The 19,566-nt window shown below is 60.7% G+C and carries 24 protein-coding genes and 2 pseudogenes; 17 read left to right on the top strand and 9 right to left on the bottom strand.

Annotation, left to right across the window (positions count from 1 at the left end):
• Positions 1–309 precede the first annotated feature (309 nt).
• Complete coding sequence (locus tag CXY77_RS00605; protein WP_104087500.1) at positions 310–738, top strand: DUF6234 family protein; 429 nt, start codon at positions 310–312, stop codon at positions 736–738.
• Positions 739–856: 118 nt separating this feature from the next.
• Here the strand turns inward: CXY77_RS00605 and CXY77_RS00610 are convergent, their stop codons facing one another.
• Positions 857–1,309 (bottom strand): hypothetical protein, encoded by a 453-nt coding sequence (locus CXY77_RS00610; protein ID WP_092342611.1) that lies wholly within the window; start codon positions 1,307–1,309, stop codon positions 857–859.
• A 270-nt stretch (positions 1,310–1,579) separates the two neighbouring features.
• Here CXY77_RS00610 and CXY77_RS00615 point away from each other — a divergent pair, with 270 nt between their 5' ends.
• The 4 genes from CXY77_RS00615 (at position 1,580) to CXY77_RS00630 (ending at position 4,688) form a co-directional block, all read left to right on the top strand.
• Entirely contained in the window at positions 1,580–2,170 is a 591-nt protein-coding gene (locus CXY77_RS00615) for a TetR/AcrR family transcriptional regulator (protein WP_158252722.1), read from the top strand.
• Position 2,171: 1 nt separating this feature from the next.
• Entirely contained in the window at positions 2,172–2,531 is a 360-nt protein-coding gene (locus CXY77_RS00620; protein ID WP_092342607.1) for a DoxX family protein, read from the top strand.
• A 367-nt stretch (positions 2,532–2,898) separates the two neighbouring features.
• Entirely contained in the window at positions 2,899–4,038 is a 1,140-nt protein-coding gene (locus tag CXY77_RS00625) for a sensor histidine kinase (RefSeq protein ID WP_158252723.1), read from the top strand.
• Entirely contained in the window at positions 4,035–4,688 is a 654-nt protein-coding gene (locus CXY77_RS00630; RefSeq protein ID WP_092342603.1) for a response regulator transcription factor, read from the top strand. Before CXY77_RS00625 ends, CXY77_RS00630 begins: the two co-directional genes overlap by 4 nt.
• 289 nt (positions 4,689–4,977) lie before the next feature.
• Here the strand turns inward: CXY77_RS00630 and CXY77_RS00635 are convergent, their stop codons facing one another.
• Positions 4,978–5,415, bottom strand: coding sequence for a DUF1579 domain-containing protein (locus CXY77_RS00635; protein ID WP_104129401.1), 438 nt, complete (start codon positions 5,413–5,415; stop codon positions 4,978–4,980).
• A gap of 201 nt (positions 5,416–5,616) precedes the next feature.
• Here CXY77_RS00635 and CXY77_RS00640 point away from each other — a divergent pair, with 201 nt between their 5' ends.
• Entirely contained in the window at positions 5,617–5,868 is a 252-nt protein-coding gene (locus CXY77_RS00640; protein ID WP_104129402.1) for a PLDc N-terminal domain-containing protein, read from the top strand.
• 200 nt (positions 5,869–6,068) lie between these two features.
• Here the strand turns inward: CXY77_RS00640 and CXY77_RS00645 are convergent, their stop codons facing one another.
• Complete coding sequence (locus CXY77_RS00645; protein WP_092342598.1) at positions 6,069–6,674, bottom strand: GNAT family N-acetyltransferase; 606 nt, start codon at positions 6,672–6,674, stop codon at positions 6,069–6,071.
• A gap of 158 nt (positions 6,675–6,832) precedes the next feature.
• On the opposite strand from CXY77_RS00645, the gene CXY77_RS00650 reads away from it, so the two are divergent.
• The 3 genes from CXY77_RS00650 to CXY77_RS20830 all read left to right on the top strand — a co-directional run bounded on the left by CXY77_RS00650 (position 6,833) and on the right by CXY77_RS20830 (position 8,202).
• Positions 6,833–7,267 (top strand): GNAT family N-acetyltransferase, encoded by a 435-nt coding sequence (locus CXY77_RS00650; RefSeq protein ID WP_092342596.1) that lies wholly within the window; start codon positions 6,833–6,835, stop codon positions 7,265–7,267.
• A gap of 102 nt (positions 7,268–7,369) precedes the next feature.
• Complete coding sequence (locus CXY77_RS00655) at positions 7,370–7,969, top strand: bifunctional 2-polyprenyl-6-hydroxyphenol methylase/3-demethylubiquinol 3-O-methyltransferase UbiG (RefSeq protein WP_092342594.1); 600 nt, start codon at positions 7,370–7,372, stop codon at positions 7,967–7,969.
• A 104-nt stretch (positions 7,970–8,073) separates the two neighbouring features.
• On the top strand, positions 8,074–8,202 hold the full coding sequence (locus CXY77_RS20830; RefSeq protein WP_255409951.1) for a hypothetical protein: 129 nt from the start codon (positions 8,074–8,076) through the stop codon (positions 8,200–8,202).
• Positions 8,203–8,788: 586 nt separating this feature from the next.
• Here the strand turns inward: CXY77_RS20830 and CXY77_RS20445 are convergent.
• On the bottom strand, positions 8,789–9,406 hold the full coding sequence (locus tag CXY77_RS20445) for a hypothetical protein (RefSeq protein ID WP_233197144.1): 618 nt from the start codon (positions 9,404–9,406) through the stop codon (positions 8,789–8,791).
• 535 nt (positions 9,407–9,941) lie between these two features.
• On the opposite strand from CXY77_RS20445, the gene CXY77_RS00675 reads away from it, so the two are divergent.
• From CXY77_RS00675 to CXY77_RS00690, 4 genes are all read left to right on the top strand, one after another.
• A complete protein-coding gene (locus CXY77_RS00675) occupies positions 9,942–10,514 on the top strand; it encodes an isochorismatase family protein (RefSeq protein ID WP_104087469.1) in 573 nt (190 codons plus the stop codon).
• 35 nt (positions 10,515–10,549) lie between these two features.
• Positions 10,550–10,825 carry a DUF4287 domain-containing protein gene (locus CXY77_RS00680; protein ID WP_198412805.1) on the top strand — a complete coding sequence of 92 codons (276 nt, stop codon included), beginning with the start codon at positions 10,550–10,552 and terminating at the stop codon, positions 10,823–10,825.
• A gap of 239 nt (positions 10,826–11,064) precedes the next feature.
• Complete coding sequence (locus CXY77_RS00685) at positions 11,065–11,559, top strand: helix-turn-helix domain-containing protein (RefSeq protein WP_104087467.1); 495 nt, start codon at positions 11,065–11,067, stop codon at positions 11,557–11,559.
• A gap of 28 nt (positions 11,560–11,587) precedes the next feature.
• The gene (locus CXY77_RS00690; protein WP_092342586.1) at positions 11,588–12,226 is read left to right on the top strand and encodes a hypothetical protein; all 639 of its coding nucleotides are present in this window, start codon (positions 11,588–11,590) and stop codon (positions 12,224–12,226) included.
• Positions 12,227–12,435: 209 nt separating this feature from the next.
• Here the strand turns inward: CXY77_RS00690 and CXY77_RS20970 are convergent, their stop codons facing one another.
• Positions 12,436–13,026, bottom strand: a complete 591-nt coding sequence (locus CXY77_RS20970; protein ID WP_369831278.1) for an HXXEE domain-containing protein — start codon at positions 13,024–13,026, stop codon at positions 12,436–12,438.
• A 128-nt stretch (positions 13,027–13,154) separates the two neighbouring features.
• Here CXY77_RS20970 and CXY77_RS00700 point away from each other — a divergent pair, with 128 nt between their 5' ends.
• Positions 13,155–13,877, top strand: coding sequence for an AAA family ATPase (locus CXY77_RS00700; RefSeq protein ID WP_104087464.1), 723 nt, complete (start codon positions 13,155–13,157; stop codon positions 13,875–13,877).
• Between the two features lie 80 nt (positions 13,878–13,957).
• Here CXY77_RS00700 and CXY77_RS00705 read toward each other — a convergent pair.
• From CXY77_RS00705 to CXY77_RS00725, 4 genes and pseudogenes are all read right to left on the bottom strand, one after another.
• Positions 13,958–14,056: pseudogene (locus tag CXY77_RS00705) on the bottom strand (helix-turn-helix domain-containing protein); the annotation flags it as partial.
• Between the two features lie 27 nt (positions 14,057–14,083).
• Positions 14,084–15,378, bottom strand: a pseudogene (locus CXY77_RS19765) (IS3 family transposase).
• Between the two features lie 130 nt (positions 15,379–15,508).
• The gene (locus CXY77_RS00720) at positions 15,509–16,228 is read right to left on the bottom strand and encodes a response regulator transcription factor (protein WP_104087457.1); all 720 of its coding nucleotides are present in this window, start codon (positions 16,226–16,228) and stop codon (positions 15,509–15,511) included.
• The gene (locus CXY77_RS00725; protein WP_104087458.1) at positions 16,225–17,667 is read right to left on the bottom strand and encodes a sensor histidine kinase; all 1,443 of its coding nucleotides are present in this window, start codon (positions 17,665–17,667) and stop codon (positions 16,225–16,227) included. Before CXY77_RS00725 ends, CXY77_RS00720 begins: the two co-directional genes overlap by 4 nt.
• 107 nt (positions 17,668–17,774) lie before the next feature.
• Here CXY77_RS00725 and CXY77_RS00730 point away from each other — a divergent pair, with 107 nt between their 5' ends.
• The 3 genes from CXY77_RS00730 to CXY77_RS00740 all read left to right on the top strand — a co-directional run bounded on the left by CXY77_RS00730 (position 17,775) and on the right by CXY77_RS00740 (position 19,543).
• Entirely contained in the window at positions 17,775–18,380 is a 606-nt protein-coding gene (locus CXY77_RS00730; protein WP_092342683.1) for a DedA family protein, read from the top strand.
• Positions 18,377–18,976, top strand: coding sequence for a CDP-alcohol phosphatidyltransferase family protein (locus CXY77_RS00735; RefSeq protein ID WP_092342681.1), 600 nt, complete (start codon positions 18,377–18,379; stop codon positions 18,974–18,976). Before CXY77_RS00730 ends, CXY77_RS00735 begins: the two co-directional genes overlap by 4 nt.
• Positions 18,977–19,204: 228 nt before the next feature.
• A complete protein-coding gene (locus CXY77_RS00740; protein WP_092342679.1) occupies positions 19,205–19,543 on the top strand; it encodes a helix-turn-helix transcriptional regulator in 339 nt (112 codons plus the stop codon).
• Positions 19,544–19,566: the final 23 nt, after the last annotated feature.

The following is a 19,566-nucleotide window of genomic DNA, read 5'->3' on the forward strand; positions in this document are numbered from 1 at the left end:
TCTACCAGTTCATATTTCGACCACACGTACAACACCTCACAAAAATCGAGTGTTGCGACGACCGGTTGAATCCGCCGTTCCTCTTGCAGGCACTGAGCGCCAGTTGAGCACCGGCACCCGAGATCTGACGCGCTCGGTAATAGAGATCAGTAGAGTGCACCGGCAGCATTTGCCACGATAGAAGTGTTGGCGGGCGATCACCTGCGGAACTATTCGTCGCCAGAAGGGACGAGTTAGGAAATCGCACACGAGCCCAGAGTGGCCGAGCTGCCTGATCAGCTGCCGGACGACCGTGACTAGGCTGGCGGCATGAGCGAATGGCGGGGAATCGGCGACGTTGCTACCGTCAGTGACCACGCAACCGCCCCTGCCAAGAGGGGCGGCTTCGACTTGCTTACTCTCGGGTCCGCGTTTGTGACTTTCGTGCTAACCGTCGACCTCGTTCGCCGCGCGTTTTCAGCAAGCTTGAGCCCGCAGCCGCCGACCTCGGACATCGTGGGCTACTGGGTGACCGCCGGAATCATGCTCGCCCTTCAAGTCGGGCTGCTCGTGAGGGCAATCGTGCGGCGTCGGGTCGGCCTCGTGTTCATCGCGAGCGTCGCGTTGATCATGGCTCTTGGAGTGGCGCTGTTGATGTCAGTGCCAAGGATCGACTGGCGCCCTGAACCCCCGGCTTCAACGACTAACCCGAATTATCGCCCCTGTTACAGCGGAAGCGGCGACTGCATCGGGGGCTGAGCTCAAGGGCCCGCTGAAGGGGTTTACCGCTTGCAGGTCGCAAGTCCTGGTCTTCGTCTTACGGGCGGCTCTTGTCTTATGACACCGCGAGTTCGACATCCGCTCGCTGAAATCCGTGCTATCCGCCGGTGAACATCGCAACTGCCGTCTCGGCACCCGCGTCGGCGCAAGCGAGGGACAGCTTGTCGAGGCCGTCGTTCCACTCCGCGGACCCAATTCCACTCATTGTCATGGCACCAAGGCTGATAACCGGTGCAGCGTCCCTGAGAGCGATGGTTGCCTCGCTAACGTCGCCACTTCCGCTGGTCGGCACCCGATCCAGTACGCGCGTGGCCAGCCGATACCAGCCCTGTTGTTCCTGAGTGGCCATCCGACCATCCCGAAGACCAGCATCAGCGTTCGCGGTAATTGTCAGAACATCGCCGAAGGCGGAGCATGTCACCGCATCCGTTGTGGATGCCATTGCTGACGGAGTCGGGCTTACAGCAGGTGCGGAATCTGCGGTGCACCCGGACAGCGCCAGCGCACCGGCCAGAGCGAACGAAACAATCAGGACGTTCCAGTACTTCATTGGGGCCTCCCCAGGGCTCACAGCTGAACTTCACCCTATCGGACCACATGCGTGAGCCGCTCGGGGAGTCCGATGCATTCGCTCACACCCGCCCGAACTTCCCGTAGAGGGTTCCCCTGTGACACGAGGTCGGCGCACTCGGCCGCCAGGTGGTTTGCCCACATCTGTCGCGCTCGACGTCCGGCTTGCGGGCGGCACCGAACCAATTCACTCAACTCACCGACGACACGATCGCCATATCGGCTTGAAAAGGGGAGCTATAATCTGAACATGTTCACCGAACGCGTTCATTCAAGGTCTCTAGCACGCGACGCGTCACGCGTGAAAGTTCTGAGCGCTGCTGAGGAGCTATTTGTGCGGCGCGGTTTCGCGGCCACAACCATTCGGCAGATCGCCGAAAGCGCTGCGGTCAGTGTTGGCACTGTGATGGCTGTTGCCGACAAGAATGGCCTACTCGTGGAGATCTTCGATCGGAAGATCGCCAGCATTCACCCCGCACCTTCTGGCGTGCCGATCGCGCAGGACCCGGCTGCAGAGATTATCGACACGCTCGGTTCGTTCGTACGATTCTTTGCAGCGCAGCCAGATCTGGCGCGCGCGTACACTGCCATTCTTGTTGGCGGGAAACACCCGTCGATAATCTTCGCGGAGTTGTCCGGCGTACTCATAGGGCAGGTATCGGACGTACTCATTCGCGCGGGCCGTTCTGCGACAGATGCGTCCGCGACAGCCCGCATTATCCACCGTGCATATCTCGGTGAAGTTTTCATCTGGGCCGGCCAAAGTGATCCGAACCCAGACAGCACCCTGACTGAGCTCGAAAAAACGGTGCGCTACCTCGTCAACGGAAAGGCCGCCTGAAATGATTCTGCTCCCCGAACCCTGGTGGCTTGAAGCTGCCCTCGCTGCAGTCCTGGCAGTCGACGTCGGTATGTCCATCAAGCCACCAAAATTCATCCGTGACTGCTTGAACGGAGTGGGGTTCCCGCGCCAGTGGTGGTGGACGCTCATTGTCATCAAATCCCTCGCCGTCACAGGGCTGCTCGTCGGGCTCGCCATTCCAGGAATCGGCCTAGCAGCCACAGTCGGCGTCATCGTCTACTTCTCGTCCGCAGCCGTAGCCCACATCCGCTCGCGCTTCCTCGGAATGGAATTTTGGGTCAACTGCCTGGGCTTTTTGGTACTCGGCGTCGCGGCCCTGCTCTTCGGGTTTCTCTTCTAACAGGCCCCCCAGAGGGTTGCCTTGCGGACTGCGCTCGTGCACTACCCACGCTGATTGGCACTCGACCGGGAATCAGGCCCTCCAACGTGTACACCAGTCTGACGGATTGATGCAGCATAATCGGCGATCTCGCCTCTCCCAGCAGGGACGAAGTATGAGTTGTATACACCTTTCGGATGAACCGACTCCGTCTGGCTTGGGCTGTCTGGGATGGCCGCTCTAGGTTGAGGGTATGAAGTCGTTGAGATTGATGTTGCGCAGCGCAATCGAGCCCGCTGTCGGTGTGTGCTTTGTTCTGTTGTGGGTGATGAGCGAGGTTGGGCGTTTTGACCCGAGGAACGTTGCGGTCGCAGTGCTGCCTTTTGTGATGATTGGCATCGCGATTGCACTCTCGCGACTTGCTCCGTTTTTGGCTTTGGCGGTATTGGGCTTTCTCCTGCTGGCGCAGCTGGTCGTTCCGTCATTGCGGTTCAGCGAGACGGCATTTCCGGCATATCTGGGTTTTGGGATCGCCGCGGCCGTGCTGGGTGCGTCGGCGAACCATCGTGAGCGCCACGTTTCACTTCCACTCGTTGGTATCTATGGGATTGTGATCGCCCTGTTCTTCACCATTCCCGCACTCTCGCCGACACTGGAACGCAGCCTTGCGGTCAGCTGGGGCGCCAACGATTCTGAGCCGTGGAAAAACATCGCACTCATGTTTCTGGCATTCGTAGGAGTGTCCGTCGCGTGCTGGTACATCGGGTTCGGCACCCGGGCACGTCTGGAACGCAATCGGAGCGAAACCCAACGACTTGCTATCGCCGCGGACCTCAGCAACGCCGAGTCAGAGCTGCGGTTCGCGAGCGAACACGACCGAATCGCTCAGGACGTGCACGACATCATGGCGCACTCACTCTCGGTCATCGTCGCCCAGGCGGATGGCGCACGGTATCTCGGCGATAAGCGACCAGAAGGCACCAATGATTCGCTCGCCGCGATCGCACGGTCCGCGCGGGAATCGTTGGTCGAGGTCCGCATGCTAATCGATTCGCTTGGAACAGAGTCGGAGGGGCACTCACATCCGACACTGGATGGACTCGACGCGCTGCTCGAGCGGATGCGATCCGCTGGCCTGTCGGTCACCCACACGGTCTTTGGCGACGCCGGGGTACTGACCTCGGGACAGCAGCTGGCCGTCTACCGTATCGTGCAGGAGAGCTTGACGAATGCGCTGAAGCACGCGGGCGCATCGGCTGTGGCGACGGTGGTCTTTGACTGGCGCGGCCCGGGCCTGGCCCTCACCATCTCGTCACGCGGGGAGAAAACTCAACCGGCGGCACAATCACCGCAACGGGGTCTGCGAGGTATGCGCGAACGCGCCCGACTGGCCGGAGGGTGGCTGGCCGCCGGGTTCGATGACGACGAGCCAGGACGATATGTTGTGACCGGATTCGTTCCTCGTGCCGACGCCATCCTCGGAACTACCAGAACCACGACAACCGAAGTGGGGGAAGACGAATCGTGATTCGCGTCGCTATCGCTGATGATCAGGTGCTGTTCTGCTCAGGAATCGAGATGCTGATTGCGTCGCAGGACGACCTTGACTTCGCCGGCGCTGCGTACGATGGCGAGGCAATCACGGTTTTGGCTGCGCAGGAGAAACCCGACGTGATTCTGATGGACATCAGGATGCCCAAGGCGGACGGCATCACTGCCACCGAACAGATACTTGCGGCGGCGGACGGTAGAGAACCTCCTCGGATCATCGTGTTGACCACCCACCAGCGCGACATTGCCGTTCTCAGCGCGATCAATGCCGGCGCCAGCGGGTTCCTGATGAAAGACGCCACGCCTGAATTTCTCCTCGCCGCCATTCGAACCGTGCACGCCGGTAAATCTGTCATCGCGCCAAACAACTCTCTGGCGCTGATTCACGACCTGTCGCCCCGCCATCTGGGACAAGCCAATGACGCCGTCATTTCTGCACTGTCCGTGCGCCAAAAGGAGGTCTTCCTCCTTGCCGCCCGAGGGCTCAGCAACGCCGACATCGGCGCAGCTGCATTCATCAGCGAGACAACCGTCAAGAGCCACATCTCGGGCATCCTCGCCAAACTCAGCCTGAGCTCTCGACTGCAACTCGTCGCACTTGCCTACGAGAATCGACTCGTCCAATGACGCGGACGAACTGTTCGACCCTGGCACATACCCGCGCGGCTTTGTCCCGCTCGTTCGGGCTATCTGATGGACGGGGACAGTGATGAACATTGACGTCGATCCAATCGATCCGGGCGCGCCCAGCCTGCCGCCCACCATCTCCGTCGACATCACCGCTTACCTGGGTAAGACACAGGGCTCGTAGGAGAAACGAAAGAGTGTCAGCCGCCCGAGAACCGTCCCGTAGGGGGTTCCCGTATGACACAGAGCTAGGCAGACTTACCCACCGTTGGAATCCGTTGGTGCTCGATCAGTTGATGCGATGAGCGGTGCGGTCGCAAAGCGGTAGCCATACGTCAGCGGGTTTCCACTCCCAGGCGATCTCCTGGCTGCGACCGTCTTCGCCAAATCGATACGTTGCTCGCTCGTGCTCGCCCGTCAGCGTCCAAGTATGACCGTCGACAGTCAGAGTGTAATCGCGTGCGAAGCCGTGATTCTCGACCGTTCGGGCGAAATAGCGGCCGGCTTCAGCGTCCCAGCCCATCAGACTAAGTGTGTCGAACGGACCGTTCGCGCGCTCATCTTGCACGATGAAGTAGTTGCCCGAATGCCACCGGGCGGAGTGGATGCTGTTCCACGGACTCGCTCCCGCATGCGGATTATCCAGCGACTGCTCGTCACCACCATAAGAGGTGCCCTCGGCATGCCAGTCACCCAGAAAAACTGCCAACTCTTCATGCTCAGCCATGATTCAACCCTACGTTCGGGAGCTAAACCCGGCAATCATCTGAGGTGGCCGGTGACGGATCGCCCGACCGGACGTCGACGGTTCAGGCGTCAGCGTACCCGTTGAGCCTTCCGGTTACGGGCTGCCCACGCATAACACAGGGCTTGACCGTTGCCGCCGGTACCGTTTCCGCTCGCAGAACCTTCGCCGTAAGCTGACGACATGGGCAACTTTATTAATCCAATCATTCCCGTCGGGTATGACATCGCGTGGACTATGTTCTCGGTTCTGGTCATCGCCCTAGCCGTCGTAGCGCTTGTCTCGATGGCTCGAACCGCTAAACGCCTTACCTCAGCGCAAGCCATGATCTGGGCGCTCGTGACGATTTTCGTACCGGTCGTCGGTCCGCTGGCATGGCTGTCTATAGGACGTCGATCAGGTCTCGCCCAGGTGCAGCCGAACACAGATTTGTAGCCGTTCCGCAGCAGCGAGAGCACCGTGTCGCGTAGGACGCAGTGTCTTCCAAAAACCTCCGACGTCTGGCGCAGGGTCTGGCGAATTCAGGCGTGTCTTCGCGTTCGTGTTCGATCTCTTAATTGTGCGCCCGCAAGACGTTCGCCTTACGGAGTGAGGCCGTTGTGAAATCGGGCGGCCCAGCCGACGTTGCGACGCAATTATTGGAGGGAGAATTCCCTCGTGGTCAAGGAATGCCGAAGGCCCAGGCGCACGGCTGGCCATTCACTTGCAGTGATGGAAAATATGACGGTGTCGCGGAGAGCGCCGTCCGGTCCAACTGAGTGGCTGCGCAGCACTCCATCTTCCTTTGCGCCCAAAGCAGCTATTGCCTTTCGTGATTGGCGGTTGTGCCAGTGAGTACGAAACTCGACGGCAATGCAGTCCAAAACGTCGAAGGCGTACGTCAGTTGGAGGAGCTTGGCCTCTCGGTTCGCGCCCGTACCTTGAGCGCTTCTCGCCAGCCAAGTGGAGCCGATTTCTAATCGCTGCGCATCGGTGCTCGGGTTCATAAAGGTCGTCATGCCGACGATCCGCCCCGTTGACGCGAGCCGAGTGGCCCATGGCAGCATTTTTCCCTGCTCGTGGAGGCTGAGTCGGCGTTCAACCTCCGTGGTCATCGCCTCGGGGTGCGGTATTGATGTGTACCAAGCACGCCAGAGTTCTGCTTCGTTCGCAGCTTCACGGAGCTCGGCTACGTGATCGAATGACAGGGGCTCAAGGGTTACGAGCGATCCTGCGAGCGTGGGCGATTCTGTGAGCTGCATGCTCCGACACTATGGCACCCGGAAACCTCGTGCGCTTCGGGCGGTATGCGCCGCACCAGGGACTGAACCTGGAGGAGGTTCTCTCCTAAGTCTCGATCATCCGTGGAGCGACGATCACTCGGCTTGCGTCCCGTCTTCAGTTCCGATTCAGTGGAGTCATGACGAATGCTTCTTACCGGTTCTCTGCACGTACCGGCGATATGGACCGCGAGCAGATCCACGCGTGGTTGAGCCGCGAGGCATACTGGGCGACGGGGCGACCCCGTGCCCTTCAGGATGCCGCAATCGACGCATCCACCAATTTCGGCATGTTCGACTCAGCCAGCGGACGGCAGGTAGCTTATGCCCGAGTCGTGACCGACTCGGTAACATTCGCGTGGCTCTGCGACGTCTTCGTGGACCCAAAGGTCCGCGGACACGGCGTGGGGGTCGCACTCATGGAGAACGTGTGCGCACTGCTCGACGATCTGAATCTGAAGCGTGTCGTACTTTCCACCGGGGACGCCCACGGTCTCTACGAGAAATTCGGTTTCGAACCTCTCGCTCAGCCTGAAAAATGGATGGCAAGGACTGCAGCCACTCCAGAAACCTGAGCCGAGAGCAATCCCGCTGAGGGTTCCCGTGTGACCTGACGCCTTCGCTCAGAGTGGTGACCGCTCGAGCGAAGTTGTTGAGAGAGGGAGCAGACTTGCGGCATGGATTCTAAGACCATTGCAGCTTATGACGCCGATGCAGCTTCCTATGCTGACGAGTGGGAGCAGGAGCAGGATACCCCGACCGATCTCTATGCCCTCCTTTCGGAGCACTTCACACCTGGTCTCACCGCCGACGTCGGATGCGGCAGTGGTCGTGATAGCGCCTGGCTCTCAACAAACGGCTTCCCGGCCATTGGATTCGATGCTTCCGAAGGCCTGCTGGCAGAGGCGCGCAGGCGGCACTTGGGGGTGCAATTCGAGAAGCGCCAGCTGCCGAAGCTCGACGGAGTCGCGGATGCATCTTTCGCCAATGTGTTGTGCGAGACGGTCATCATGCATCTGCCGGAAGAGGAAGTCGGCCCGTCCGTGTCGCGGATGATGAGGTTGTTGATTCCTGGGGGGACACTTTACTTGAGCTGGCGTGTCACGCCAGGTTCAGACCGGCGGGACGATGCTGGTCGGCTGTACGCAGCATTCGACGAATCGGCTGTCATGGCGGCTCTGGGTGGGGTGAGGCTAATGCTGAACGACGAAGTGGTCAGTACCTCCTCGGGAAAAATCGTCCGGCGGGTTATCGCCCGAAGAAGTTCTTCGAACTGAACCGCACCGAGAGAGAACTGAGGCATCAGCGCCGCTGAATGGCCGTGATGGCCACCATGACGAGCCGGTCCGCCTCCTCGCGTTGCATCGGGCGGCCGGGAACTATGACAACGCCAGCTGATGACGCGAACAGCTCATCGACCCGCCACATTCTTCCCAGCTGGAACGACTCGGCGCTATCGGGCGCGCTCTCCCTTGAGCGCGAGTCGATGTCGCTCACCATAGGTCAGTGATTCGGCATATTCAGCTCACGTGAGTGAGAACGTTGATGACATTTCCGTCGCCGTATCGAAAAAAGAACCGCCGCACACCCCAGGCTTCCTCGGTCAATTCATGCACAATCTCGAGCCCAGCAGCAATGACGTCTCTAGGGCTTGGTCAACATCATCGACCTGCAAGGACGCAATCGGGTTCATAAGCGCGGTCTCGTCCCGCTCCATAAGGTTGAATTGCGCGCTGCGGCCTGTCATGCCAAGTGTGACTATGCATCCGTGGTCCATCAATAGGTCAAGCCCGAACCTCCGACAGTAACCCTCTGTTGATGAGCGAAGGTTGGAGGCAGTGAGGATCGGCACAGCCCGCGAAAGGATCATGGGCGCAAACTTACGAAATAGCCGCTCGACATCCCATTGTCCCGCTGAGGGTTCCCGTTGCGGGCGACTTGCTCAGCGCATCGACTTGAGCGGAATCACGCTTCAATGCGCCCGTTGGTCGTCCGGCTTGCGGGCTTCAGCGCGCGTAGATGATCACGGCCGACGCAGAGTTCGTACCGAAGACGGCTACACCTAGTCGGTGCGTTCCTTCCTTCCCTCCGCCCGGTCAATGCAGCGGCGATGGCGAACCGCTGATGGAGATGGTGTTGCCCTCGCGCTCGCCCCTGAACCGGTACTCGCCCCAGCGGATGGTTTGCGACTGCTCGTGCTCGACCGCGGGCCAATCCCACCCGGTAATAGAAGGGGAGTCGGCGCCGCATTGGGGCGGGTAGGACTCCATGATCGTCGTGCAGAACACCGGTCCGTCTCCGTCATCGAGCACCATGCCGGCGAACGATTTTTCAGCGGGGCCGCTCAACGCGATCAGCAGCGCGAGCATCGAGAGCGCGAGGGCGACCGGTGTCATCGCATACCGCTCCGGTTTGGACCGGGAGATCGCATTCATCACCACGCCGAGGGTGAGGTATCCAAAGACCACCCAGATCCCCACTGTCGAGAACGCGTTCGGAAACACGTCAGTAACACCCGCCCGGTCGAGGGCGAGCAGGGCGATGAACCCGTAGATCAGGATGGAGACGCCCGAGGCGATCCGATACCCGAACGGCAGAACGCCGGGATGCTGCCCGCCCCACGCGAATCGTCCCCACGGCGCGCCGAAGGCGAGGGAAAGCTGGAAGAGAACCAGCAGGCCAATCAGTGTGACGAAGGCGATGGCGGCGATCATGGATGCAAGCATATGGGGCGCGCAGGTAAACCCACCCTTGACAGCAAGGGTGTACCCCTGCCGCGCTGTGCTTGGTTGCGCTGCCAATATGCCCGCGGCGGATCAACCGCAGGGACCCCAGCAGAGCCAAGATCGATCAGCTAACTGATGCCAACCTACTAGGGCGTTGCGAGAAGAGGGCACCCGCTCTATGGCGGTCCGATTGAGCACTACGCCGGCGCGATCATCGTCCCACAGTGGTCACCGGCGTTCGTCCCGGTGAGGGTTCCCGTTGCGGGCGACTTGCTCAGCGCATCGACTTGAGCGGAATCACGCTTCAATGCGCCCGTTGGTCGTCCGGCTTCCGGGCATTCTATCCATCAATTTTCTGACAGTCCCGCCCCACACCGATCGGAGATTGGCACGTCATGGCGGGCAGAACTCCAAGGTCCCCGAGGGCGCGGCATCGAGAACGCTGACCACCGTTCGCGAGCTGAGTGTCGGATGTTGGGAGTAGCATGATCGCAGTCTCGCTCTTCTGCTATTGGAGGATGAAATGTCCCGTCCCACTGACCGTTCCGGTACCGCGCTTCTCGTGATAGATGCCCAGAACGGGGTTCTGGCCAACGCCCACCGGCGCGGTCCGGTGGTTGCCAATATCGCGATTCTGGTAGACCGCGCCCGCGCTGAAACAGTGCCGGTCCTCTGGGTACAGCATTCCTCTGACGAGCTGCCGATCGACAGCGACGTCTGGCAGATCGTTCCCGACCTCACGCCAGCGCACGGTGAGGCCGTTATCCGCAAAGAGTATGGAGACTCGTTCGAGGCGACCAGCCTGGAACAGGTGCTCGCCGGGACCGACGTCGGGCACCTCGTCGTTGTCGGTGCGCAAACCGACGCGTGCGTGCGCTCCACCCTTCATGGGGGTTTCACCCGCGATTACGATGTGACGTTGGTCTCCGACGCGCACACCACAGAAGATCTCACCGAATGGGGCGCTCCGCCGCCCGCTCAGGTGATTGAGCACACCAACCTGTACTGGAGCTTCCAAGCCGCCCCCGGTCGAACCGGCAAGGTCGTGCCGACGGCAGACGTCGAGTTCACGCGAAGAGCCCCTCGAGCGAGATAGAACGTTCGCTCACGCTTCGTTGCTCGGCCGGGCCGGTGATTGTCGACTGCGACAATAAGACTGGACTGGCCCCGCGACAGTTCATCGCGCTCGCTCAGGAGAAGGGGTTCGACGACCCGTCCAAGAAAGCCGGGGTGATCGTCGATTGGCTGAAGGCGGACTTCGACTTGGGCCGCGGTCACGCCATGGCGCTCGTGCACATCATCAAGAACGGCGAAAAAATCAACACGAAGCACGTGGGCAGTGGCACCGCGCACAGTGACGCATCCGACACACTCTGGCTCGACGGGAAGCAGAACCGCCCCGCGTGAGCCAATAGCTCCTGGCCGCCGCCGCTCACTTGGACGGATTTCGGTGCCCGCTGAGAGTTCCTTATTGGTACGGACCCAAGCCGGCGATCGCGTGTTTAGGTACCCCGGTGGGCGTCCGGCTTGCGGGCACGAATATGGGGGCCTCGAACTTGAACGTGTTCCACTATGTCTGACGCTGTCGTCGGATTGTCGTGGTGGTGTCGTGGCAAGGCGGCCGGGTTGTCTCCTAGGTTGAGAGCATGAACAAGACACACATCGGTGAACTCCGTCGGGCCCGCGGCTGGACTCAGGAGCGGTTGGCGATGGAGAGCGGGGTCGCGGGGCGAACGATCCAACGCGTGGAAGCGGGTAGCGATGCCAGTTTGGATACGGTCGCTCTGATTGCGAATGCGCTCGAGGTACCTGTCAGAGACCTATTTGTGAGCGTTGAAAGCATCGACTTCGGTGAGGCGGTGGAACAGTTACATGCTCGCAAGAGCGCGCAGCAAGCCCGCCGTGATTCCATCACGCACGCGTTCACCTATCTATTCCAAGGCGTGGGAGTCCTAGTTACCTTCGCGACAATCGTTCTGGAACCCACCGGGACGATCTCGTGGCTCGGATGGTTCATTATTCCTGCCTACTGGGCTGGAGTGCGGTTACTCTTTGGCTTTCTCTTCCGAATCGTCATCGACCCACGGTTGGATGCGAAATATCCCCTTTCGCTCCCTTCGCGGGTCGCTGCAAACTACTGACCCGTTTTCGCGCCCGCGACGGACTTCCATGTACATCGGTCACTACGCAGCTGCTGCAGTGTTGGTTACGCTCGTGCCGGACTCGCCGGTGATCCCGATCGCTGTCGGCGTCGCCTGGCCGGACCTGGTGTGGCCCGTCCTCGTCCTCCTGGGCCGCGAACGCGTCACGATTGGCCGGAACGACCCACTGCAACGTTCTATCCGATTCGACTCCTACCCGTTCTCCCACTCGCTGGTGCTCGGCAACCTGTTCACGCTCGTGCCCGCCGCGATCGTCGCTCTTCTCTACAACAGCGTCCTGGTTGGGGTGCTGTTCTGGGTCGCCGCCATCTCACACTGGATCCTCGATCTCGTCGTACACATGCACGACCTGCCTGTCCTTGGCTTCGGCGGCAAGGACCGCAAGCTGGGATTCGGACTCTGGCAATACCCGAAAACAGCCTTCGTCACCGAATACATCTTCTTTGCCATCGTCGTCCTCCTCACCGCTCGACCGACGGCGTATGTGGGTGTGCTCGGCGGGGGGCTGTTCCTGCACCTCCTGAACGCGAACTCGTTTTTCGGGTTCAGCAGACACAACCCGTTCAGCACGCCAACCCGATTAGCGCTCATTACTTTCGTTGGGTACATCGGCGCGATCGCTTGGTTCACACTCGCCTGGGAATGAGCGATCGAGATCGACATCCATCTAGATGTCTCTCCCGCGTGCGACCACCCGGACTCAAAGAGATCCATGTAGCCAAAACTGATCGCCGCTGGGAGGCCGCGTCATTGCCCGGCTCGACATACAGGCGTAGACCCGCTAGCACCCACGCCCCGGAGAGAGTTCCCCTTGATGGCTTCCAATTTCCTGCCGGCCGTTAGGTCAGATAGCGATTATTTGGGCGTTTCCATCTGCTCGTTGGTCCTTCTCGTCACCAGGGAGTTTCGCGCGAAGCCACCATCATGTGGGCGTCTCTGGCTCCCGCAAGACGCTATAAATCCGAGGAAGAGGCGTGAAATTAGGTGCGAAACTATCGCTGAAGCGAACAGAAGCGCCCCGCCACGTACGGTGTCAGACGGCAGGAGCGGCGAGCCGCTTCGACGGAGTTCATCCCGGGCCACTCGCGCCCCGGGCAACATCACCAGGGGTGCCGTTATGAGTCCAGCAGTGTAGCTCTTGAAGGAGATCGAAGTCGCGACGTGCGTGACCACATGAGCTTCCAAGCCCGCCAACACCGCCCGATAGAGACGTGACTTTCCTTGGGTGCGCGAGCCGCGAACGCAGGCCGTGCCAACAAGCACTCCCATGAGCGCGATGGCGAGTACAGATTGCGACGGAGAAACCACGACGCGGCCGGTTCCCAGACGTGCGGCGAGCAGCCTGGACGTGGCCGGGAAGGTGAATGCCTCTTCTACGTCGTGCACAAGCCATGCGGCGAAGAGTGCCACCGCAGCGATTCGGGTTCCAGTTGGCTTGCTCGACACAACGAAATCATATCGGTCCCCGCCGCCCAAGCTCCTTTACGGACACCGCGCAAGTTTCCTGACACGTTCAGAGCTCCGCAAAGCGTTGGTCTAACGGTCTCGAACTCCGATTCCGGCAGAATGATCGTATGGCGAGAAACGTGACTCCACTTCGGTCGGTGGGCCAGGACCCAAACGCGCCCGTTCTACCTAAGGATGTCTGGCCCGCGACACTTGCTCCGATCGCGCAGCTCCTCGAGCACGGTCTCGAACTCGGCCAGGTGACCGTTTTTGTCGGCGACAACGGGGTCGGGAAATCGACGCTCGTCGAGGCCATCGCGGGTGCATACGGGATGGGACCAGACGGCGGATCGACTGGGTCGCGTCACACCACCCGTAGGTCCGAGTCCACCCTCGCCGATCACCTGCAATTGAGCCGAGGACTGGGTGCCCGCCGGGGCGGCTTCTTCCTTCGCGCGGAGACGATGCATGGATTCTTCACCTATCTCGAGGACAACCCGGGCGGTAACGACCCGGTGTTCCACGAGCGTTCGCATGGTGAATCCTTCCTCGATCTCGTGGCCGCCCGGGCTCGTTACCCGGGTTTGTGGATCCTCGACGAACCGGAATCAGCGCTCTCGTTCACGGGATCGCTCGCCCTACTATGCGACCTTCGGGACATCCTTGCCGCCGGAGGGTCGCAAGTGATTCTGTCCACTCATTCACCGATCCTGGCCTCGATTCCCGGTGCGGAGATCTACGAGGTCGGACCGTGGGGATACCGTCCCTGCGCCTGGGGCGACCTCGACCTGGTTCGGAACTGGCGATCGTTTTTAGAGGATCCGCAACGGTACCTCCGGCATCTAATCTGACCGAGGTTTCCCGAACGGTCTTTAGGGTTCCCGTTGCCGGACTAGATAGTCCGGCAACGAGATTTCAATCGGTGCCCTTCTCAAAGGCTAGATTCGAACTGACGTTGGATAGTGCGGTAAACGGTCGATCGCGCGACGTTGAAGAGTTCCGCTAGTTCCGCGCTGGAGTGAAGGCCGGCGTTGTGGACTTTGAACCGTCCCGGGTTTCATGCCGCCGTTTTGTTGGCGGCTTCGATATTTATCGGGCCGTTTGTCCCAGCGTAATAGTGGAGCTCATATTCAGCCGGTGGCATGTTCCCCAGGGCGCTGTGTAGCCGCCGATTGTTGTACCAGTCGAGCCAGTCGAAGGTGAGTTTCTCGACGTCGGCGAGGGTCTTCAGCGGACCGGTTATGAAGGGTGAGTTCTTCGCGACGGCCTCGTTCTTGTAGAGGCCCATCACGGTCTCGGCGGCCGCATTGTCATACGCGTCACCGACCGTGCCGATCGATGCGACCAATCCCTCGAGCGCTACGGTCTCCAGGAATCGAATGGACGTATATTGCGACCCGGCATCGCTGTGATGGATCAGGCCGGGTTGGACGGTGTGCCCGGCGTTGTCTCGGCGCCAGAGCGCCATGTTCAAACACACCTCAACGAACGGGGTGTCCTTGACCGTGGACGCATGCCAGCCGACGATCGCTCGAGAATACAAGTCGATCGCGAAGGCCACGTAGACGAACCCGCCCCACGTCGGCACATACGTGAAGTCCGTCACCCAGCTGTGGTTCGGGTGGGGCGCGCTGAAATTGCGTTTCAACAAGTCAGGAGCACGGGCCGAATCCTTCCCGGTGGAGACTGTGCTGCGCGGTTTACGGCCACGAACGAGGCCGTTCATGCCTTCCAGCCGCATCAACCGGTCCACCGTGTGCTTGGACACGCCGGCGAACTCGCCCCGGCTCAGCCACGCCGTCATCTTGCGGCGGCCGTAGAGAATCTCTGGCTGCTGCCGGCCTTGAACGTCCCGCACTGTCAACGCTTTAAGCCGATCCAGAAGGACAGCGTCGCTGCGGGTCCTAACCGCAGCAGCGCGGATCTTCCACGCACGATACGCGCTGTGAAGTGACCAAGACGCCCTGCTCACCCAGGACGCCACAAGTCAGCTCGACTCCATGGCCGTTCGCCTTCATCGAAACGATGAACGCGACTATGGACGGTTGCGAGGGTCGAGCTCCCTGAGCTCAAGAAAGACGCCGCTGCTTTCAGGATCTCGTTAGTTTCCCGAAGATCCCGGTTTTCGCGCTTGAGCCGCCGGATCTCCTCGAGCTCTTCGCTCGTTGGGCCGGTCCGTTCTCCCGCGTCGGATTGCGCCTGCCTGACCCACTTCCGCAACGTCTCCGGGCCGACATTGAGCTTGGGGGCCAGTTCGCGGCACGCGGCCCACATCGACGGGTAATCCTTCACACGATCAAGCGTCATACGAACCGCTCGCTCACGAACCTCATCTGGGTATTTCTTGGGCATAACCGAATCCTTTCACTAGAAAGAAAGCGGCAAGAAATCAGGGACGGTTCAAGTTGGGGCTTTCGGATCTATATGACGGTGTTGATGGGAAGATTTTCTGCTGCTTCCACCATTTGAAACCGCCGACGTCTTATGGGCGTTCGTTGAGGAGGTCGGCTTCGTATGCGATTATCGCCGCCTGCACACGATTCTCGACGCCAAGCGCTGTGAAGAGCACACTGAGGTACTGCTTCACCGTGCCTTCCGAAAGGTGCAGGGATTTTGCGATCTGGGCATTCGACTGGCCTCGCCCGATTCCGGCGAGCAGTTCGCGTTGTCGGTGGGTTAGTTCGCGCGCAGTTGATTGGGCTCGTGTTGAGCGGCCGAAACGGGCGCCGGTTTCTTGGCGGACCAGCCACCGGCCGACCCGCGGTGAGAATGCGGCACCGCCGCCTGCGAGAGCGCGGACGCCGCCGATCAAGTGACGCGGGTCATCCGATTTCAGGAAAAAGCCGAGCGCACCGAGGGTGATGGCCTCTGCAATGTAGGCCTCATCGGAGAACGTGGTCAGCATTGCGACCGGCACGTGTGGCTGCTCGCGCCGCAGCTGTTCAAGGGTGCGGATACCGTCGAGTCTGGGCATCTGGATATCGAGAACGACGACGTCCAGCGAGTGCCGTCGAGCCAGTTCAAGCGCTTCGGTTCCGTCTGAGGCTTCGGCGGTGATTACAATATCCGAGGCTGTGGAGAGGATGCCGGCGATCCCAGCGCGCACGAGCTGATCGTCATCGGCAAGAAGGACTCGTATTAGACCGTCTCTTTGTTGGTGGGGGCTGTCGGACGGGGTGTCACCGGTGAGATTTCCAGTCATGGGGCGAGGATCGTGTCGGTGGCGAGAACGCGGTTGTTGACGAAGCAGATTCGGAAGACATCGTCGCGGTCGAAGAAACTTATCGAGGCCTCATAAAACTCGCACGTCGATCTCGGAGGCTGAGCCAGAGACGTTCGCGGGGCGTCGAGCATTTCCACTGCCGGAAGAAGGAGCTCGGTTTTGGTGCGGGTGTCACCGGTGTTGATGGCGGCGAACCGTTCGGGAGTCAGGACTGACGCGACGTTGGCATAAGCGAAGTAACCGATCGCGCTTAGCGCTGCGGTGGAGAGGAGAACGATGGGAACTAGCCAGGCGGCCCGTGTCGTGCGACGGCGTTTCCGGTCGGAGCTGCTGTCCGCGGCGGTGACAAGCTCGGTCCGAGATTGGTGTGTACTGGTAGCGGCTGAGGATGGAGTTGCCGATCTTGGGAGTCGGACTATGAGGGTGAAGTTTTCACTACGATTCACGTCCAGGGTTCCGCCAAGGATCCCGACTCGGTGTCGCAAGGCGAGGATACCGTGGCCCGTTATAGGTAGGGTCGGTGTCGTGCCGTGATCGGGGTTGCGAATCCGTAACTCGACTTCGTCTCCGTCGATGTTGATGTCGATGTTCACCTTCGTGCCCGGTGCGTGTTTTGCGGCGTTCGTGAGTCCTTCCTGCAGTGCCCGGAGGAGAGCGGCGCGAGAGTAATTGTTGGTGAATCGTTCGATGTCTGGCGCGAGGGTGCTGTTTACCTCGATACCGGAGGATTGCGCGCGCTCGAGTACGTCTTCAATGCTGAGGCCGCTCAGCGAGGCGGTGATGCCGGAGTCTCTTTCGGTAATTAGTCGAACGGTCTCGCCGAGTTCGTCGGACGCGGCGGCGGCATTGGCCCGGATGCTCTGCAGCTCCGTTCTCGCCGTTGCTGGCAACGTGTCGTCCAGGGAGAGGCGGCCGGCTTGGACGGCGATCAGCGTCAACCGATGCCCTAACCCGTCGTGGATTTCACTAGCCATCGCGTCTCGTTCCCGCATCACGGCCTGCTCGACGCGAGCATCGTGTTCCCGTGCCTCGGCGAGGGCCAGATCCCAGCCGCGCTGGAGATAGGCCCGCCGTCCGCGAAGCGCGGCGACCGTCAGAACGGGGACGACGAGGCACAGGGTGTAAATCGTGCCGCGGACGAGTCCGAGGATGGCACCGGCCCACGATGGACTCGAGATCAGTCCGCACAGTGTCGCAGCGATGAGCGAGGCCGCCACTGCGACCATCACGACGCCGAAAGATGGCTTCCACAGAGAGGCGCAGAAGCCGATGATGATCGCGGTGGTGCCTAATAGCACCAGACCCGAGCCGTCCGTCCACGGAGAGGCGACTCCGAGTAAGGTTCCAACAACAGCAGCGCCTGTCGTGTTGGTATTGCGCGCACGTCGTGTGTGCGGAGTCGGATTGTTGTCGAGCATCCTCCCACCCTAGGGAGACCTGGCAGACGAAAGAACTCGCCTTCGTTAGTTCGCGGCTTCACCTTTGTCACTATCGACGGTAGCGGGGCTTTTCTAGCGTTTCTTGCATGCTCGAAAACATCACTTTGTTCCTTGACTCCGTCAGTGAGTACATCGGAATCATCCTTGCGGTCGTCTTAATTGCGTCGATCGTGGACGCGGCCTTCGGCCTCGGTGCCATTCTGCCGGGGGAAACTGTTCTGGTGTTCGCCGCGGTCGCCCTCCGTGATAGTCCTCTTCTGATCTTTGCCGTACTCGTCGCTGCCGTCGGGGCATTCATTGGCGACCACATCGGGTATTTCATCGGAAGGAAACTCGGCGTGAAGATGGTGAACACACGGGTGGTGCGGAGAATCGGAGTCGATCGTTGGGACGCGGCTACCGGTTTCGTCAAACGACGCGGTTTCTGGCTCATCATCGTCGCTCGGCTCCTGCCCGGCGTTCGAACCTTGGTCGCCGCAGCAGCAGGAGCGGCACTCATGAGCTACCGGCGGTTCGCTCTCGCCTCCGGCACCGCAGCCGTCATCTGGTCGTTTCTCTGGGTGCTGGGCGGCGCCGCGCTCGGTTTCGCGTTTGTTGAATTCGCCAATCACACGACCATCCCTGCGATCGCGGTAGCGGTGGCTGCCGCTGTTGGGTTCTTCGTTATCCGGCGGGTGCGGAGAACCGCATGAATACGAAAGATCGGACTCTCCGGCCGCGACCCGAGTGGTGGACCATCCCAAATCTCGTCACCGTTATCCGATTCGTCCTGATCTTCCCGATCGTGGCCCTTCTGTTGTCGGGTGCTCAGCCGCTCACAGCTGCCGCTCTCACGGTGCTCTTCGGCGCGACGGATTGGGTAGACGGATTCCTCGCTCGGCGGCTCGGCCAAGAGACACGGCTCGGGGAGATCCTCGACCCGATCGCCGACCGATTGGGGATCGGCTGCCTTGGCATCGCACTAACGATCATCGGTGCAATTCCCTGGTCGGTAATCATCGTCATCCTCCTCGTCGATCTGATCGTCGGAAGCGTCTTCCTGGCACGACACCGGAACCATCAGCTCTCGGTCACCTGGATCGGAAAGATTCGCACCGCGCTCATTATGATCAGCGCGTCCATCGTCACGGGCGGCCTCATTCCAGGGATGGGATTGGCCTTGTTGATCGGACAGGTCGGTTTGGTGCTCGGCGCCTTGTTCCACATCGCTGCCGGCATCGGCTATCTACGACAACTGCTCCGACAAGATGTACCGCATGCACCAGCCACAACTCTCGGACGGGACTGAAGCTATCGCGGATGTTATCTGTCACGGACCATGAAGAACGCCCAGTTCCTCATTGCCCTCGACACACTCTCGCCTGCACAACCCCGGAAACACAGGGGCCGTTGTGCAGACGACTTCGGAAAATGACACTGGTGCTAAACGATCAATTCCGGACACTCTTCAAACGCGGGACACGTTCCTGGCGTGAGCCAGTTGACGAATCCCTGCCCTTCAAGAATAATTAGGTATGTGCCTAAGTATCGCGACGAGCTCGATGCCGTGCTCCGCGCTCTCGCGGATCCGACGCGCCGAGCCGTCGTGGAACGGTTGGCGAAGTCCCCCGCCGTCGTGTCCGAACTCGCGGCACCGTTCTCGATGGCCTTGCCGTCGCTCATGCAGCACCTGCGCGTCCTCGAGAACGCGGGACTGATCACGTCACAGAAGCATGGGCGCGTCCGCACCATGAGCCTGCGACCGGGCGCCCTCGACGTCCTACACCTGTGGCTCGGCGAGCAACGAACCCCCGCCGCACACCAAGCCGACCGGCTCGGCATCCACATGACCTGCACAACCCCGAAGGAAACCTGACATGACCCGCGTTCGCATCGACC

This window comes from Cryobacterium sp. N21 (assembly GCF_002929575.1).
In the GTDB taxonomy this organism is placed as follows: domain Bacteria; phylum Actinomycetota; class Actinomycetes; order Actinomycetales; family Microbacteriaceae; genus Cryobacterium; species Cryobacterium flavum.